The 16348-nt window shown below is 63.2% G+C and carries 13 protein-coding genes; 7 read left to right on the plus strand and 6 right to left on the minus strand.

What is annotated here, in order from left to right; all coding sequences use genetic code 11:
* Nucleotides 1-32 precede the first annotated feature (32 nt).
* Nucleotides 33-1091, minus strand: a complete 1059-nt coding sequence (locus EJ075_RS30715) for a glycerophosphodiester phosphodiesterase family protein (RefSeq protein ID WP_095485802.1) — start codon at nucleotides 1089-1091, stop codon at nucleotides 33-35.
* A 404-nt stretch (nucleotides 1092-1495) separates the two neighbouring features.
* Between EJ075_RS30715 and speB the strand changes: the two genes are divergently transcribed.
* From speB to EJ075_RS30730, 3 genes are read left to right on the plus strand one after another with little or no spacing between them, the layout of a single operon-like run.
* Nucleotides 1496-2503, plus strand: coding sequence for an agmatinase (gene speB / locus EJ075_RS30720; RefSeq protein WP_126106875.1), 1008 nt, complete (start codon nucleotides 1496-1498; stop codon nucleotides 2501-2503).
* 29 nt (nucleotides 2504-2532) lie between these two features.
* The gene (gene argC / locus EJ075_RS30725) at nucleotides 2533-3465 is read left to right on the plus strand and encodes an N-acetyl-gamma-glutamyl-phosphate reductase (RefSeq protein WP_126106876.1); all 933 of its coding nucleotides are present in this window, start codon (nucleotides 2533-2535) and stop codon (nucleotides 3463-3465) included.
* Nucleotides 3466-4305 carry an aminoglycoside phosphotransferase family protein gene (locus tag EJ075_RS30730; protein ID WP_126106877.1) on the plus strand — a complete coding sequence of 280 codons (840 nt, stop codon included), beginning with the start codon at nucleotides 3466-3468 and terminating at the stop codon, nucleotides 4303-4305.
* On the opposite strand, the gene EJ075_RS30735 is transcribed toward EJ075_RS30730, so the two are convergent.
* Nucleotides 4295-5386, minus strand: coding sequence for a COX15/CtaA family protein (locus tag EJ075_RS30735; RefSeq protein ID WP_126106878.1), 1092 nt, complete (start codon nucleotides 5384-5386; stop codon nucleotides 4295-4297). The genes EJ075_RS30730 and EJ075_RS30735 overlap by 11 nt on opposite strands.
* A 152-nt stretch (nucleotides 5387-5538) precedes the next feature.
* Between EJ075_RS30735 and EJ075_RS30740 the strand changes: the two genes are divergently transcribed.
* A complete protein-coding gene (locus tag EJ075_RS30740) occupies nucleotides 5539-5757 on the plus strand; it encodes a DUF2842 domain-containing protein (RefSeq protein WP_126106879.1) in 219 nt (72 codons plus the stop codon).
* A 223-nt stretch (nucleotides 5758-5980) separates the two neighbouring features.
* On the opposite strand, the gene EJ075_RS30745 is transcribed toward EJ075_RS30740, so the two are convergent.
* The gene (locus EJ075_RS30745) at nucleotides 5981-7333 is read right to left on the minus strand and encodes a phosphatase PAP2 family protein (protein WP_245458050.1); all 1353 of its coding nucleotides are present in this window, start codon (nucleotides 7331-7333) and stop codon (nucleotides 5981-5983) included.
* A 254-nt stretch (nucleotides 7334-7587) separates the two neighbouring features.
* Complete coding sequence (locus EJ075_RS30750; RefSeq protein ID WP_126106880.1) at nucleotides 7588-8184, minus strand: tyrosine-type recombinase/integrase; 597 nt, start codon at nucleotides 8182-8184, stop codon at nucleotides 7588-7590.
* 561 nt (nucleotides 8185-8745) lie between these two features.
* Here EJ075_RS30750 and EJ075_RS30755 point away from each other — a divergent pair.
* Nucleotides 8746-10491: an adenylate/guanylate cyclase domain-containing protein gene (locus EJ075_RS30755; RefSeq protein WP_126106881.1), complete on the plus strand. Its 1746-nt coding sequence runs from the start codon at nucleotides 8746-8748 to the stop codon at nucleotides 10489-10491.
* Between the two features lie 316 nt (nucleotides 10492-10807).
* Here EJ075_RS30755 and EJ075_RS30760 read toward each other — a convergent pair whose 3' ends face one another.
* Nucleotides 10808-11863 (minus strand): polysaccharide deacetylase family protein, encoded by a 1056-nt coding sequence (locus EJ075_RS30760; protein ID WP_126106882.1) that lies wholly within the window; start codon nucleotides 11861-11863, stop codon nucleotides 10808-10810.
* Between the two features lie 91 nt (nucleotides 11864-11954).
* Between EJ075_RS30760 and EJ075_RS30765 the strand changes: the two genes are divergently transcribed.
* On the plus strand, nucleotides 11955-13184 hold the full coding sequence (locus EJ075_RS30765; RefSeq protein ID WP_126106883.1) for a GNAT family N-acetyltransferase: 1230 nt from the start codon (nucleotides 11955-11957) through the stop codon (nucleotides 13182-13184).
* A gap of 45 nt (nucleotides 13185-13229) precedes the next feature.
* On the opposite strand, the gene EJ075_RS30770 is transcribed toward EJ075_RS30765, so the two are convergent.
* Nucleotides 13230-15422, minus strand: coding sequence for an exopolysaccharide transport family protein (locus tag EJ075_RS30770; RefSeq protein ID WP_126106884.1), 2193 nt, complete (start codon nucleotides 15420-15422; stop codon nucleotides 13230-13232).
* 359 nt (nucleotides 15423-15781) lie between these two features.
* On the opposite strand from EJ075_RS30770, the gene EJ075_RS30775 reads away from it, so the two are divergent.
* Nucleotides 15782-16345: a polysaccharide biosynthesis/export family protein gene (locus tag EJ075_RS30775; RefSeq protein WP_095485792.1), complete on the plus strand. Its 564-nt coding sequence runs from the start codon at nucleotides 15782-15784 to the stop codon at nucleotides 16343-16345.
* Nucleotides 16346-16348 lie beyond the last annotated feature (3 nt).

Here is a 16348-nt window from a genome sequence, read left to right on the forward strand (position 1 = left end):
TCCAAGCGGCTCCTTGCCCGCTTCGATCCAGTCTAGTTGATGCTGGCGGTGTTCGCCGGCTCCGCTGACCGCGCCTCATCAGGATAAGGCACGCGGTAGCCATTCGCCGCCAGCCAGTCGATCGCCGCTTTCGGCTCGTCGGTCTGGATTATGGTGGCGCCGCGCTCGGCCCAGAAGCCGTACGTCTCGCGCGGCAGGCTGGCGAGCACCGCCAACTCGTCGCCGCGACCGCCGGCAAGGAAGCCGCCCGGCTTGTTGACGATGGCGTAGGTGTTGGCCCAGATGTGCCAGTCGCCCCGTATCGCCGCCGCGCGCATGCGGGGGCTGAACAGCGGCCCGCCAGTCTCGGTCAGCGTCTCCGAGCCGGCGCGCCAGTTGATCATTTCGACCGCGCGCGGCGAAAAGGTCCCGCTGACTTTCTCTGCGAAACCGGCGTCGCGAACCGCGTCGTCGGCGATGATCGGCATGAACTGGAAACCGCTGCCTATCGCCCCCATGGCGGCCTTGACAGTGGTGATCCTGGCCGGATTCCACAGGTTCTCCTTGACGATCACCTGCTCGGCCATGCCCAGGTCGCGCGCGACCGCTATCATGCCGGCCAGGCTGTCGACGTCGAGCTTGTTGTCGATGTTGATGAGGATCCTGTCCTTGGTCGCCATCAGCATCTCATGCAGCGTCGAAACTGGCTCTTCGGTGACGGCGCCGGTGCCCTCGATCACCAGTCTGCAGGTTTTGAGCTCGGCCAGCGTGCGCTTGACCACCTCGCCCCTGCAATTCGTCGTGCGGTCGAGCCAGCTGTCATGCATGACGACGAACTGGTCGTCCTTCGAGCGCCTGACGTCGACCTCGACGATTTCGGCACCAAGCGCGATCGATGCCTCGACGGCGGCGATAGAGTTCTCCGCATAGAGCGTCTTGCGGGCCTGCATGCTGCCGGCGCGGTGTGCCGCCACCATGACGTGGTCGCGCCACTGGTTGGCGTGTTCGAAACGGTCGAGAATCTGTCTGGCGCGTGTTTCGCCTGCCGATGCCGAGCCTGTGAAGAGCGCCAAGGCGACGGAAAGCAGAAGGTTCAGCCAGGTCGTTCGCATGAGAATCGCTCCGTACCGGATGGAGACCCGGTTAAGCGACTCACGTGACAGCCCAGTGAACGAAGCCGGCTTCGCAAATGCCGGAAAGTCCGGTCAATGTCGGTCGAAGCGGCCGTTCTGCGACCTCGAATCATAACCGCAATCAGCAGGTCGCCGGCAATCAGGTTGCCGAGATCGATGCCGCCGCTGTCGCGGTCGGTGTGGCCGACACCGTCCGACGATGGGAGGCTGGCTACTTTCGGTTGCATTCATGCTTAGCTAGACAATTCCCGCGCCAGCCATGCAGGCTCACCTGGCAAGCAAGAATTTGTGACCGGGCTCGAATGACCATGGCCCCGGAAGGGGTCGCATTTCTGAGAATTATGTCCAATAAGGTTGCGCCTCGACGCACAGGAGATCGCTTCATGCCGAACAGCAACATCGACCACGCCTTCACCGCCCGGGCCAAGACGGGCGCGTCCTTCGAGCCGACCTATGCCGGCGCGCTGTCGTTCATGCGGCGCAAATACACGAAGGACGTGAAGGGCGCGGACGCCGTGGTGTGGGGCATCCCCTTCGACGCCGCCGTCACCAACCGGCCGGGTGCGCGCTTCGGGCCGCAGGCGATTCGCCGCGCCTCGACCATCCTCGACAACGATCCGCAATATCCATTTTCGCGCGAGCTGTTCGAACATCTCGCCGTGGTCGACTATGGCGATTGCCTGCTCGACAGCGGCAACCACCAGAAGACGCCAGGGACGATCGAGCGCGAGGCGGCAAAGATCCTGAAATCCGGCGCCTTCCTGCTTTCGCTCGGCGGCGACCATTTCGTCACCTGGCCGCTGCTCAAGGCGCATGCCGCCATCCACGGACCGCTGGCCCTGGTGCAGTTCGACGCCCACCAGGACACCTGGCCGGACGATGGCAAGCGCATCGATCACGGCTCCTTCGTCGGCCGTGCGGTCAAGGAGGGCATTATCGACCCCGACCGTTCGATCCAGATCGGCATCCGCACCCATGCGCCTGATACCTTCGGCATCAAGATCCTGTATGGCCACGAAGTCGAGGAAATGCGCGCGTCCGATATCGCCTATGCCATCGTCGACCGCACTGGCGGCAAGAAGGCCTATGTCACCTTCGACATCGATTGCCTGGACCCGGCCTTCGCGCCCGGCACCGGCACGCCGGTCGCTGGCGGGCCGTCCTCGGCAAAGATCCTGTCGGTGCTGCGCCAGATCAATCAGGTCGATATTGTCGGCGCCGATATCGTGGAGGTTGCGCCGGCCTATGATCACGCCGATATAACGGCAATTGCCGGGTCGACGGTGGCCATGCACTATCTCGGGCTCCTGGCGGAACGAAAGGCCCGGCTCGAAGATCTGAACAGCGGCAATCACGTCGTTGCCGCGTTGAACCAGGCAAGCGGCATATAACTTTGAGATAACAGGAATTCAGGCAGGCAATGAAACCGAAAATCTTCATCGACGGCGAGCACGGCACCACCGGTCTCCAGATCAGGGCGCTGCTTGCCGAGCGCGGCGACCTGGAGATCATCTCCATCCCGACCGAGCGCCGCAAGGAAGCGGCAGCTAGAGCAGAATTCCTCAACACTGCCGATGTCGCGATCCTGTGCTTGCCGGACGCAGCCGCGAAAGAAAGCGTCTCGCTGATCACCAACGACACCACCAGGGTCATCGATGCCTCGACCGCGCATCGCGTGGCCGAAGGTTGGGAATACGGTTTCGCCGAAATGGACAAGGAGCAGGCGAAGAAGATAGCCAATGCGAAGCGCGTCGCCAATCCCGGCTGCTGGCCGCAAGGCCCGATCGCAACGCTCAGGCCGCTGGTGGCGGCCGGGCTGTTGCCGCCGGATTTCCCAGTCACCGTCAACGGCATTTCGGGCTATTCGGGCGGCGGCCGGCCGATGATCGAGGACTATGTCGCCAAGGGCGAGGATGCGTCGGAATTCCTGCCCTACGGGCTGACCCTCCAGCACAAGCATGTGCCGGAGCTCAGGACCTATGCGAAGCTGTCGCATGACCCGATCATGCAGCCGGCGGTCGGCAATTTCGCGCAAGGCATGATCACGGTGGTGCCGCTGCAGCTCGGCGGCCTCGACTATGTGCCAACTGGCGCCGAGCTTCATGCGGTGATCGCCGACCATTTCGCCGCCATCGAAGGCGGCATGGTCGAGGTGGCGCCCTATGAGCAGCTGGAGCGCGTGCCGGAGATCGATCCCGAAATCTACAACGGCACCAACCGGATGAAGCTCTATGTCTTCGCCAATGACGACAGGGCCCAGGCGCTGCTGCTCGCCGTCTACGACAATCTCGGCAAGGGCGCCTCGGGTGCTGCCGTGCAGAACATGGATCTGATGCTCGGCCTCAAGCACTGAATGGACGCTCCGGCATTTCCAAAACGCTGGAACGTCAACGCGCCAGAACTGATCGCCGAGACCTTCAGCAGCCGCATCTGGAAGGTTGTTCGCCAGGACGGCTCGCCGGCGATCGTCAAGGCCCTCAAACCTTTCGACGACGTCGAAGACGAGTTGCGCGGCGAGCATTTTCTTGCCTGGCGGCGCGGCGAAGGCGCGGTGCGGCTGCTTGGCAGCGACGGCCACTGCATGCTGCTCGAATATGCCGGCGAAACCTTGCTGTCACAGGTTCTCACGGAGCAGGGAGACAATGCCGCCACAGCAATCGCGGCCGAAGTGATGGCAAGACTGTTCTCGCCATCTGACCACCCTGCCCCACCGGATCTTCAGCCGCTGCGGGCACGGTTTTCCAGCCTGTTTAAGAAGGCGAAGACGGATCGCGACGCCGGCGAGAAGAGCCTCTATGTCGAAGCGGCTGCGACCGCGGAACGGCTGTTGGCGGATCCTGTCGACGTGCTGCCGCTGCATGGCGACCTGCATCACGACAACATCATGCACGGATCGCGCGGCTGGCTGGCGATCGACCCCAAAGGCGTTCTCGGCGATCCCGGTTTCGATGCGGCGAACATGTTCTACAATCCGCTCGACCGCGACGACCTTTGCGGTGATCCCCGGCGGATTGCCCAGATGGCCGAGACCTTCGCCACGACGCTCGGCCAGACGCCGGCCGCAATTCTGGATCATGCCATCGCCTATGGCTGCCTGTCGGCGTCATGGCATCATGAGGACCGCAACGCGGTCGAGGAAAACCGCGAATTGTCCATTGCCAAGGCGATCAGGACGGTGCGGCTCAGCCTCTGACGGCGATCTGGTTGGGCAGTGGATAAGCGCCTTTGGTGCCGCGCCAATGCGCTGCGGCAAAACCCAGCAGGATAAGCGCGAACGCCTGATGCGTCAGCGCCATGTGCAGCGGCACGTGCATCAGCAGCGTGCCGATGCCGATCAAGGCCTGCGCCAGCACCAGCAGAAACAGCAGCGTCGCACGGCGCGCATGCGTTGTCTCAGGCTGACGGCGGTGCGTGGCGATCATATGCCAAAGCGCTGCGACGAAGATCGTGTAGGCGCCGAGCCGGTGGATGAACTGAACCGTCTTCGGGCTCTCGAAGAAGTTGCGCCATGCCGGCTTGAGGATCAACAGATCGCCGGGGATTAGCTTGCCGTCCATCAGCGGCCAGGTGTTGTAGCTCAGGCCGGCATCGAGCCCGGCGACCAGCCCGCCGAGATAGATCTGGATCAGCGCCAGCAACACCAGAAAGCCGGCCAGACGCTGCGTCGAACGGTCGGCGGCGGGTCCGGAATGAGGCGCGAGCCCGCGCGCCACCACCATGGTCGCGGTGAAGATCAGCGCGGCCAGCGTCAAATGCGTTGCCAGCCTGTACTGGCTGACGGAGACCCGGTCGACCAGCCCGGACGCCACCATCCACCAGCCGATCGCGCCCTGCAGGCCGCCGAGAAGAAGAATTCCGATCAGCTTCGGTCCAAGACCGCGCTCGATGCGGCGTGTCGCCCAGAAAAACACCAGCGGCACGGCGAAAACCAGACCGACACCGCGCGCCAGGATCCGGTGCACCCATTCCCACCAGAAGATCGATTTGAACGCTTCGATGCTCATGCCCTCGTTGAGCTCGGCATATTGCGGGATCTGCTGGTAGCGCCGGAATTCCTCCTGCCATTCGGCGTCGTTGAGCGGCGGGACGATGCCGTGGACCGGCTTCCATTCGGTAATCGACAGGCCGGATTCGGTGAGCCTGGTGGTGCCGCCGACCAGCACCAGGACAAACAGCACCAGAAGCACGACGTAGAGCCAGCCGCGCACCAGCGCCCGGTTGCGCAGGTCGCGGTCGCGGGCCACGAAAGGCGCGGCAGCTGATATGGCAGCCATAGGCTTGTCCCGGCTGGTTGTAGTAGCGGATAGGTGAACCATCGCAATCCAACTGGCAAGACCGGACAGCGCGGCACGCCGTCGCGCCGCTTCTTGCGGGTTGCGCGTCTCTTTTGTTGGGCCTAAGCGATAGGGATTAACGGGATCGCGGAATGCCCATTCGCCTGAAGAAGCTGATCGGAACAATCCTGCTGGTGGCGCTAGTCATCGTCTATGCGCTGGTCGCATCGATCGTGGCGGTTGCCCAACTGGCGGAATCAGGACCGTGGGCGCATTTCCTGTTCTTCCTGCTCAGCGGCATGCTCTGGGTGCTGCCGGCTATGGGCATCATCAAATGGCTGATCCTGGAGCCGCCGCGGCCGAAGAGTTGAGGCTCGCGCCGCTAGATGGTGAAAGCCTGACGCTTGCTACCCGACGTGTAGGGCAGCTCAGGGTGGTTTTCTGCCTTCCGTGTCGCCAATCGGAACGCGCAGGCAGCGCCATGAGCGGACATCTCGGGGCGCTCGGTCAAACTCTGACTTCCAATGCTACAATGGACATTTGGCCCGTGTGGTTAGCTGGGCAGTTGCCGCATCTTGGCTGTCTGCCCCTTCGCTAGTCTGCACCGTCCGTTCTTGCCCTTTCGATGAATTTGCCCGCGACGGCTTTACCGAGCGCGACGCCTGCCGTGTTGTCCATTTCGTAGTGGATGCCAGCCCAGATGCGGGAATCGCCCGCCTCCTTGCCGACCGCACGAATAAATTCCGCATGGCCGGGGAACAGGTACGCAAGGACCTCGCATCGGGCAGTCGAGAGCGTGGAGTGGTTCGACGGATAACTGGGATGGCCCGGCACCGCAAACAGGGGAGTGATGCTCCGGTCAAGCATGTTGGGCCGCAGGTACCAATACGCGTACTTCCCGTCGTTGCTTGCAATGAAGGCGTCGTAGTGGACCGTTGCAAGCAACGCGTAAGCCCGTGCGGCGCGCGGGGGGTTCGAATCCGTCTTGTCCTCGGACATCCATTTGCTGGCATAGTCATACCAGTCGGTGAACAGGCCGGATGGACTTTGCCAGTAGAACGCTTTGTAGTTGGTTGGAAATTTCCGCTCGAACTGTAGAACTGAATCAACCTCGGCCTTCACCGTCTCCGACGCACAGTCGGGTGGAGCCGGTGGCCTGAATTCATTGGCTGCCTTCAGCAATATCGGCTTCCAGTTCGGCATGGTTGCATTACCCGGTTTGTCTCCGACCCACATGCACGGCCCGGTCGGCACCGTACCGGTCCAAACGGCGTCGGAGCCATCGGCCTTTGCCCGTGCAATCACCTGCTCTGCCACGCGTCGCCCCAATTCCAGGCCGGCGGAAGAGTCGCTTGGGAATTGGACACCGGCAAGGACACGAGACTGCGCCGCTTCTTCCGCCATTGACTGGAACGACGACGCCTCGTCGGGAAAGAAATGGGAAAGAACCGCCGCGGCGGCTCCGGCAGCTGCCGCATGTTCAGAGGGATAGGATGGACTGCGAGGCGTCGGCAGCGCAGTCGGCAGCGTCGTGTCCGCCTCGCTCGGGCGTGGGCGATTGTGGAAATACTTCGACTCCCACGCCGCGATCGTGGCGTCGTGGATCGCCATGGTCATATAGGTGTAGACGCGGTGTGCATTGGGAATCTGCTGGTTTTCGAGAAGGCGGTTATTGACCAGTTCGATCCATCGATAGCCGGGCGATCCGGCATCCCAGAACGTGATCCCCGCGGCAGTCTGCGCATCGTTCTTTGCGACAAGATCGCGGAGCTGCTTCAGTTCAGTTGCGGAATCGTCCGGTGGCGGCGGTACGCGGAGATCCTTTCCTGACGTGATCACCCACGTCTTCCACGTTCCAGCCTCCGGCTCTATCGAATCCGATTGGCCGAAAGCGCAGTTTCCTGACAAAAGGATTACCGCGCACGCCTTGCCTAGGGCTCTGAGCATGTTGGGTCTCCGGTTCCTGACCCCAGCCCAAGTACCTATCAGTTTTGCCGGCTCTCGTCGCGTTGTTATTTTAGCGGTATCTAATTATACACAGAGGCGCCCCCAACCAAAGCGAATACAGGCGCGTTTTTGAACGTCGCGACCGAAGGTTGATCGTCATCTTTTCCGCCCGCTGCGGACCTTTACGCCGCGACGGAAAGGTCAGGCTCGGGTCACGGAGCGACACTTGGATGATAGCGCCGCTCCGCATGGCTTTACAGTTCGATCTGTTCAGAGATCGCCAAAGCGTCATCTACTTCTATGCCGAGGTAGCGCACGGTGCTCTCCAGCTTGGTATAACCGAGCAGCAGCTGAACCGCACGAATGTTGCCGGTCTTCTTGTAGATCAGTGAAGCCTTCGTGCGTCTCATTGAATGCGTTCCGTGTCGCTTTGGTTCGAGCCCAATGCTGGATACCCACTTCTCGACGATCCGCCCGTACTGCCTTGTCGACATATGCGGCTTAACTCGCACGCGACTGGGAAACAGGAACTCGCTTTCGGTGAGGTGGCGACGGGCTATCCATGCACCGACTGCGGCTCTGGTCTGCTCCGTGATCTCGAATTGCACAGGTCGCCCGGTCTTCCTCTGAACAATCACCGCCCGATCGCGGACGCTGCCGGAAAGGGCTATGTCTCCGACAGTGACGGCCACCAGCTCGCAACCTCGAAGCTTGCTGTCGATGGCGAGATTGAAGAGCGCTAGATCCCGTTCAGCGCCCGACACCTGAAGTCGTGTCCGGATACTCCAGACTTCACGCGGCTTCAGAGGAGGCTTTTGGCCAACGATGTGGCCCCGGTAGCAACTGGGCATGGTCCTTCTCCCATGCCGCCCTCCGCACCGCAGCGCCCGACGCGAGCCGCGAATTGTAGCGGCTAAAGGGCGTTGTCTTCGAGGATTCGATCGCACAAGGTTGCCGGATGTCAGCCCGGTCGACGCAGTGCTCGATGGGTAGAGTCGCGCCACTTTCCGACCTCAGCACCTCTAAGCGCGAACGTCTGGTGTGATGGCTGACGCGCGCGCTCGTAGGGCATCTCGCTGTTACATCGCGGTGACAAAAGCACCGCCACGGTGGCGTCAACCGGTTACCAAGGGCAGCAAATATCTCCGGCCTTCTGGGAGTGGCGTGTCAGCGTCCCCAGAGGCTGCGTGGGCGTGTCGCCGGTTGGCTGTTAGCGCGGTGACTGGATCGCTCCACGCCTCGCAAGCGGGATAGCGAAATCTCGTGAAGGCAAGGTCAAGCTGCGTTCCCCGTTCTGAATCGGCGATGGGCAGCGGCTGGGAGAGATGGATACCATGCACGTTGGACGTCTGGAAGTTGGCGGGGCATGGGCGCAAGGCAGCCCGCGTGCACGTGCCTGGCCGGGCGGTGCAATGACCGCGCAGCGCCGCCTCGCAGCGATCCTGGCTTGCGACGTGGTCGGCTATTCGCGCCTGATGGAGCGCGACGAGCGCGGCACGCTCGAGCGGCTCAAGACATACCGCAAGGACCTCCTCGAACCGCTGGTCTCCGAGCATCAGGGCCGGATCGTCAAGCTCACTGGCGACGGCATTCTGTGTGAGTTCGCGAGTGTCGTCAACGCGGTGACCTCGGCGATAGCGATCCAGCAGGCTTTGGCAGAACACGAGGCGGAGACGCCCGAGGAAGAGCGGATACGCTTCCGCATCGGCGTCAATCTCGGCGACGTGGTCTGCGAGGAGGACGGCGACCTCTACGGCGACGGTGTCAACATCGCCGCCCGCCTCGAAAGCATCGCCGATCCCGGCGCCGTGGTCGTCTCGGGCACCGCCTACGACCACCTTCAAGGCAAGCTCGACGGCGGCTTCACGCTGCTCGGCGACCTGCGCCTCAAGAACATCGAGCGGCCTGTGCGCGCCTATCGCGTCGAGACCGACGCCAGCGCCTCGGTGGCTGCACCGCCTCCCCTGCCCACGAAACCCTCGATCGCAGTTCTGCCTTTCACCAACATGAGCGGCGACCCCGACCAGGAATACTTCGCCGACGGGCTGGTGGAGGACATCATCACGGGATTGAGCCGGGTGAACTCCTTCTTCGTGATCGCCCGCAACTCGTCCTTCACCTACAAGGGCCGAGCGGTGGACCTGCGCCAGGTCGGGCGCGAGCTGGGCGTCCGCTACGTGCTCGAAGGCAGCATCCGCAGAGCAGGATCGCGGGTGCGCATCAGCGGGCAGTTGGTGGACGCGATCAGCGGGCACCATGTTTGGACCGACCGCTTCGAGGGCGACGTGAGCGACATCTTCGACCTGCAGGACAAGGTGACCGAGAGCGTCGTCGGTGCGGTCGAGCCGAGCATCCGGCTGGAGGAGATCAAGCAGGCGCGCATGAAGCCGACCGACTACATCAGCGCCTACGACCTCTACCTTCGCGCGCTGCCGCGCTTCTACAGCATGACGCGCGAAGGCTTTGCCGACGTGCGCCGGCTCACCAACGAGGCGCTCAGCATCGACCCAGGCTTCACCCTGGCGAAGGCACTCGGTGCCTATATCCGCAGCCTGTCCGTGAGTCAGTGCTGGCACGAGCCCGACGATTTCCGCGTCGCCGTGCGCATGGCCCGCGAGGTGCTGGCCGACGCGCGAGACGACCCGACAAGCTTGCGTTTCGCCGCGCAGGTGATCGCCTACAGCGCCAAGGATTACGAGACGGCGCTGGACACGATCGAACGGTCCCTGCTCCTCAATCCCAATTCGGCGCAGGGCTATACGGGCAGCGGCTGGGTGAACGCCCATTCCGGCCGCCCCCTCGTCGCGATCGAGCACTTCCACAGGGCAATGCGGCTGAGCCCGGTCGACCCCGAGAAGGGCATCGCGCTCTCCGGCATCGGGATGAGCTACCTGATGCTCGAACGCTACGAGGAAGCGCTGGCTTGGGGAGAACGAGCGCTGCGCGAGATGCCGAATTACGGCTCCTCGCACCGGGTGGTGATCATGGCGCTGGTCAAACTCAATCGGCTGGACGAGGCGCAGGCGGCGGCGCGGCGGCTGATGGAGGCGTTCCCGACCTACACGCTCGGCCTGCAGAGGCAGATCAACCCGTGGCGAGACAAGGTGTTCGCCGAGCGCTACGTCGAGGCGCTGGGTATTGCCGGCGTGCCGGAGTGATCGTCACGTTTGCAAAGATGCCCTCTCCTGCGCGTCACGTCCGGCCAGGCGACGTCCCTTGATCCCGCGTCGCTTCTGGAAGGATAGTTCTCTGGCCGGCTTGTCCGAGGACTGAGCGCGTAGAGCAGCCGTGAACAGCCGGCGAGCTCTCTGTTGGGTTCGCGTCGAACTTCCGGTTTCCAGCCTGACGAGACCTAACGACGGTCCAGACAAATGTCGCCTTCAGGTCACGACGTTCCCTTGACCTGCCATCAGGGATGGTCCGCAAGGGGTCGGTTCTTGCCGTCCACCGGTACCAAGTGTCAGACTTTCACCATTAGATGGTGACGAGCATCTTGCCGGCGTTGGCCAGCGGCGTCGTCACGCCCGACAGCATCGTGCGGATATGGGCAACGCTCTGGTAGCGACCGTTGACCGAAATGCGCGGCAGCGCTTGCAGGAAGCCGGCATGTTCGGCGCGCAGCACGCCGTGGCGGGTCGTCACCGCCGAGGCATAGCCGGCGTCGCGGGCAAAGCCGACTTCGCGGCCGCCGACGGCGCTGGCATAGCCATAGGGATAAGCGAAATGGCGCGGCGCCTCGCCGAGTTCGGCCTGTAATATGCGCCTGACATCGTCAACCTCATGGCGCGCGTCGGCTTCGGAAAGCCGCTTCAGATTGCGATGATTGACCGTATGCGCGCCGATCGTCACCAGCGGATGCCCCGCCATGGCACGGATCTCGTCCCAGTTCATCAACATGCCCTGGCGTGCGTCCAACTCGATACCGTTCGACCGCGCCAATTCGCGCAGCACCGCGCGCTGGTCCTCCTCGCGGACCTCCAGCGTCAGATAGTCGTGCAGGCGGGCAAAGGCCTGGAGTTTCTTGCCTGGGGTCGAGCAGTCGATCGTCACCGGACCGTTCGGCGTTGTCAGGAGCAACCGGTCCCGCGCGCTGACGATGTCCTCGACCACCTCCCACCATAGATCGGCGGCGCCGTTTATCAGCCCCGGAGCGACGTAGATGGCGACCGGCGCACCGTGCTTTTCCAGCACCGGCAGCGCCTCGGTCATGTTGTCGCGGTAGGCGTCGTCGGCGGTGATCGCCGCGAACTGGCCGCCCTTGCCGCCGGCCTTGATGCGCTCGACCGCCTCGTCCAGCGTGACGAATGTATAGCCGTTCGCCTTCATGTCGGCGATCACGGCATCGAGGAACTCAGGCGCAATGTTGAGATGCCGGTTGACGCTGCCAGGCTTTTCCGGCGTGGCGGTGACCCGGTGCAGCATCAGGATGGCGCCGATGCCGCCGACAAACGGCTTGGCCAGCGGGGCAAGACCGGTATAGCGGACGACGTTGAGCGCCAGTTTCCGGATTGCCTCGCCCCCGTCGATCATTCGTTCACCTTTTGCGCCTAGGCTCATCCCAGCAGGGAATGCGCCTACGCGAGCCCCCAATCGCGGTGAATACGCCTTAAAGGATTGAGGTATGGTTGACGCCACCGCGTCATTTGATGGCAATCGGCTCGAAGCAGTGGAGGCGGCGCCGCGCGCGTTGCCGGCGGATCATGTCGGCCTGTCGGTCTCGGTCGCCGATAGTTTAGCATTTGCAGCTTATGCCGAGTTCTGCCGTTCGGCGCTGTTCGCGCCGGCGCAGAGCCCGGCCTGGATCCTGAACTGGGCCAAACATGCCGAGGCGGACAGCGTTTTGGCGACGCTAAGCGCTGAAGGCCGGCCGGTTTTTTCGTTGGCGCTGGAAGTCACCAGCAGCGGTCCATTCCGCGTCGCCCGTTTCATGGGCGGCCGCCATGCCAACGGCAATTTCGCCGCCGCCGACCCGTCTTGGCTGACCAAGACAGACGGCGCGGCAATCCGCTCTATGCTGGCGGCGGTCGCCGAGGCGCGGCCGGACATCGACCTCGTCGCACTGGAGCGGCTGCTGCCAGATCTCGAAGGCATTGCCAATCCGCTTGCCTCGCTGCCCAATTATCCGAGCCCCAACCTGTCGCTGGCCGTGGACTTGGCGGGAGGTTTCGATGCACTGCTGTCCCGCGCGAGCGGCAAGCGCAAGCGCAAGAAGCACCGCTCGCAGACGCGCAAGTTCGAGGCCGTCGGCAGCCACCGCCGGATCGAGGCCCGGACAGCGGACGAGGTGAACAGACTGCTCGATGCGTTTTTCGAGATGAAGGAGTTCCGCTTCCGCAAGATGGGCATCGCCAACGTCTTCGGCGAGCCGGAGGTTCGTGCTTTCTTCCGTGCGTTGTTCGCAGAAGCGCTTTGCGACGACAAGCCGTCGTTCGTGCTGCACGGGCTCGAGGTCGCCGGCAAGCTTCGCGCCGTCACCGGATCGAGCCGCTCGGGAAAACGCCTGATCTGCGAATTCGGGGCGATCGCCGACGACGACCTCGCCCATACCAGCCCCGGAGACTTCCTGTTCTTCGACAACATCGAAGAGGCCTGCGAGAGCGGGTTCGATGTCTATGATTTCTCGGTCGGCGACGAACCCTACAAGCGACTGTGGTGCGATATCGAGACCCAGCATTTCGAGGTCCTGGTCCCGCTGACGTTGAAGGGCCGCGCGCTGGCGCTTATCCTACAGCAAGGCGCGCGCCTGAAAGCCTTCGTCAAGAACAGTCCGACGATCTGGAAGCTGACCAAGGTGCTGCGCCGCAAGACGGCCGGGCACGCAGCACCTGCCGCTGGCGAAGACGACAGCTGATCGCTGCCGGGATTTCGGGGACTTCGGGAAAACTATCGAACCGTCTCAGGCGGCGGAGCGCCGTCCCGGCACCGGCGTCCCTGGCGTCGCATGGCCGACCGGCGTCACCAGCGTCAGGTCGGGATAGCCGCTCTCGATCAACTCGACCGCGGCATGCGTAACCTCGTCGTCCGGCTCCAGCATCGACAGGAAGACCTCGGTGCCCTCGCCGACAAGGCGGCCGATGCCTTGCGCGTCGGTGGGTCCGCATTCGACCACGACCAGATCGTAGGCGGTGGTCAGCGACTGCATGATGATCGGCAGCCGGTCGGCGGCGCGCATTGCGCGGACCGGATCGGCAGTGCCGACGGGAATGACGTGGCAGTCCGAATAGAGATCGGGATGGATCACGTCGCTGAATTGCGCTTCCGAGGCGAGCAGATTGGTGATGCCCGGGAAAAGCCCGCTGTCCAGCATCGGCCGCGAGGCGGCGCCCGAAGCGGTAAGATCGAGCAGGAGCACACGCAGGCCGGCGTCGGAAACCTCTCGCGCCACCAGCACCGCCGAGGCGGCCGCCTCGTCGCCTTCCGGCGACACGAATATGGCGCGTGCAGCACCGCTTGAGATCAGTTTCTCCACCGCCTTGTCGATCTCGACTTCGCCAAGAGTGGGGCGCGCCGGCTCGACGACCTCGCCAGTTGCTGGGGCCGTTGCTTGCACTGCGGCAACCGCTTCCGGCTCTGCCTCCGCTTCCGCCGCCCGGTCCTCGACCTCTTCGATATCGCCTTCTTCGATGTCGGCCGGCTCCTGCCTAGCAACGGGCATCGCGACCTGCTCGATCCGCTCGAAGCGGGCGCCGGCGGCCGGCCGCATGGCGCGACCCGAAAACAGCTCTTGCAGAAGCGTCACGATCGCCATGAGCAGCAACGAGCCGACGAAGGCTGCACCGGCGATCGGCAGGATTTTTGGGAAATAGGGCTCGGAAGGCGCCACCGCGCGGGAAAAGACACGCGCATCGACCGGAAGATAGTTGCTGTCCTTGCGCGAGGATGCCTCGCGGTAGCGGGTCAGGTAGGATTCGAGCAACTGGCGCTGGGCGGTCGCTTCGCGCTGCAGCGCGTCCAGTTCGACCTGCTGGTCGCCGGCGCGCGCCGATGCGGCCTTCAGGGTGTTGACGTCGGCGACAAGCTGATTTTCGCGGGCCTGGGCGGTCTGCGCCTGCGTCATCAGCCCTCTCATGATCTTTTCCGCCTCGTTGCGGATCTGGCGATCGAGATCGGCAAGCTGCGACCTCAGCGCCCGGATACGTGGATGATTGTCGAGCAAGGAGGTGGAAAGGTCGGCGATATTGGTCTTGAGCTCGACCTGCCGCTCGCGCAGACGCTGGATGAGTTCGGAAGACAGCACCTCCGGCACCGCATCCAGCGAGCCGCCATTCTGCAGCGCCCTGCGCACGCCGTCGGCAGTCGCTTCCGCCGAGGCGCGATTGGCGCGCACCCGCGACAGTTCGCTGGACAGTTCGGAAAGCTGTTGCGTGGCGAGCACCGAATTGTTGCCGCCCATCAAAAGATCGGACTGGGCGCGGTAGCTTGCCACCTTGCCCTCGGCATCCTTCACCCGCTTTGACAGGTCGGCGATCTCAGGCGCCAGCCAGTCGGTTGCAGCGGAATTCGATTCGGTCTTGGCATTGCCCTGGACGGAGATGTAGGCGTCGGCGATGGCGTTCGGAATTTCGGCGGCAAGCCTGGGGTTTTCCGAGGAGAATTCGATGACGATAACGCGCGATTTTTCAACACGATAGACGTTGAGCTTCTCGCGCATGGTCTTCAGCACGCGTTCTTCCGGCGGAATCTCGTTGGGGTCGCTTTTCAGGCCGGCAATGACGAGCAGACGACTCAACACCGGCATGTCAGCCGCCTCGTCGAACTCGGCAAGCCGCGATAAATTGAGCTTCTGCGCCACCTGCTTGAGGATGTCGGTCGAGGAAATGACCTCGACCTGACTGGTCACGCCTTCCTCATCGAGAATCGGCCTGTCGTCGTTGTTGGTGCCGTCGGGGCGCGTGTAGACGGATTCGCGCGTTTCGATCAAAAGCCGTGTTTCGGCCATGTAATGCGGCGTGGCGAGCCAGGCGAGCGCGAGCGCCAGGCCGGTTACTACAAGCGCCACGACAAGAATGCGCAGCCAGTTCCTCGCCAGGCTTGCGAAGAGCTGCCTAAGATCGACGTCGACATCTGCGGCCGCGGATTGAACGGACATGCATCCTGCTCCGGTACTTAAAGCGCGTCGCGTTTGAACAGGTCAGGTGACGCGCTTTAAGCTATTGTTTTCATGCATGTCGTTGTCCCAAAACCGCTGCGCACTTTTGGGCGACATGCATTGGTCAGGATGCACGGTAAACAACTATGGTAACTCAGCCGTTAATATCGCGGTAAGCATCTGTTAGGTTTTACTCGCAAGCGGCAATAAAAGCATCGAAACCGGTCGTCTTTTGTCGGATGCCGCCGCTTCCGCTGCGCGCCTTTACCGGCCATTAACCCTAACGGGATGATAACGGACCTCGACTCCCAAAGTTTGCCGCGGCGTAATAGCGGCCAGTCGAAGGTACGTGTCCGGTCATGAAAAGCACTGCTTCCCTCTTCCACGCGCTGCTCGCCGTGTCGTTGCTTGCCGGCTGCTCCAGCTACCGGCCGGCGCCGGCCGCCTTTCATAAAATGCTCGATCAGCCCTATCGCCTCGGCGCCGGCGACCGGGTCCGCGTCACCGTGTTCGAGCAGGAAGGATTGACCAACGTCTACAGCGTCGACCAATCCGGCTACCTGTCGATCCCGCTCGTCGGCGCCGTGCCGGCGCGCGGCCACACCGCACAGCAGCTCGAAGGCGAGATCGCCGACAAATTGCGCCAGGGTTATTTGCGCGATCCGGACGTTTCGGTCGAGATAGACCGCTACCGGCCGATCTTCATCATGGGCGAAGTCGGTGCCGCGGGCCAATACTCCTATGTTCCCGGCCTGACCGTGCAAAAGGCGATCGCCATCGCCGGCGGTTTCAGCCCGCGCGCCAACCAGGAAAGCGTCGACATCACCCGCGACATCAACGGCAAGGTCATGACCGGTCGCGTGGCCACCTCCGACCCGCTTCTGCCCGGTGACACGGTCTACGTTCGCGAACGCCTGTTCTAGACC

It is taken from the genome of Mesorhizobium sp. M6A.T.Cr.TU.016.01.1.1, from assembly GCF_003952585.1.
Lineage (GTDB): Bacteria > Pseudomonadota > Alphaproteobacteria > Rhizobiales > Rhizobiaceae > Mesorhizobium > Mesorhizobium mediterraneum.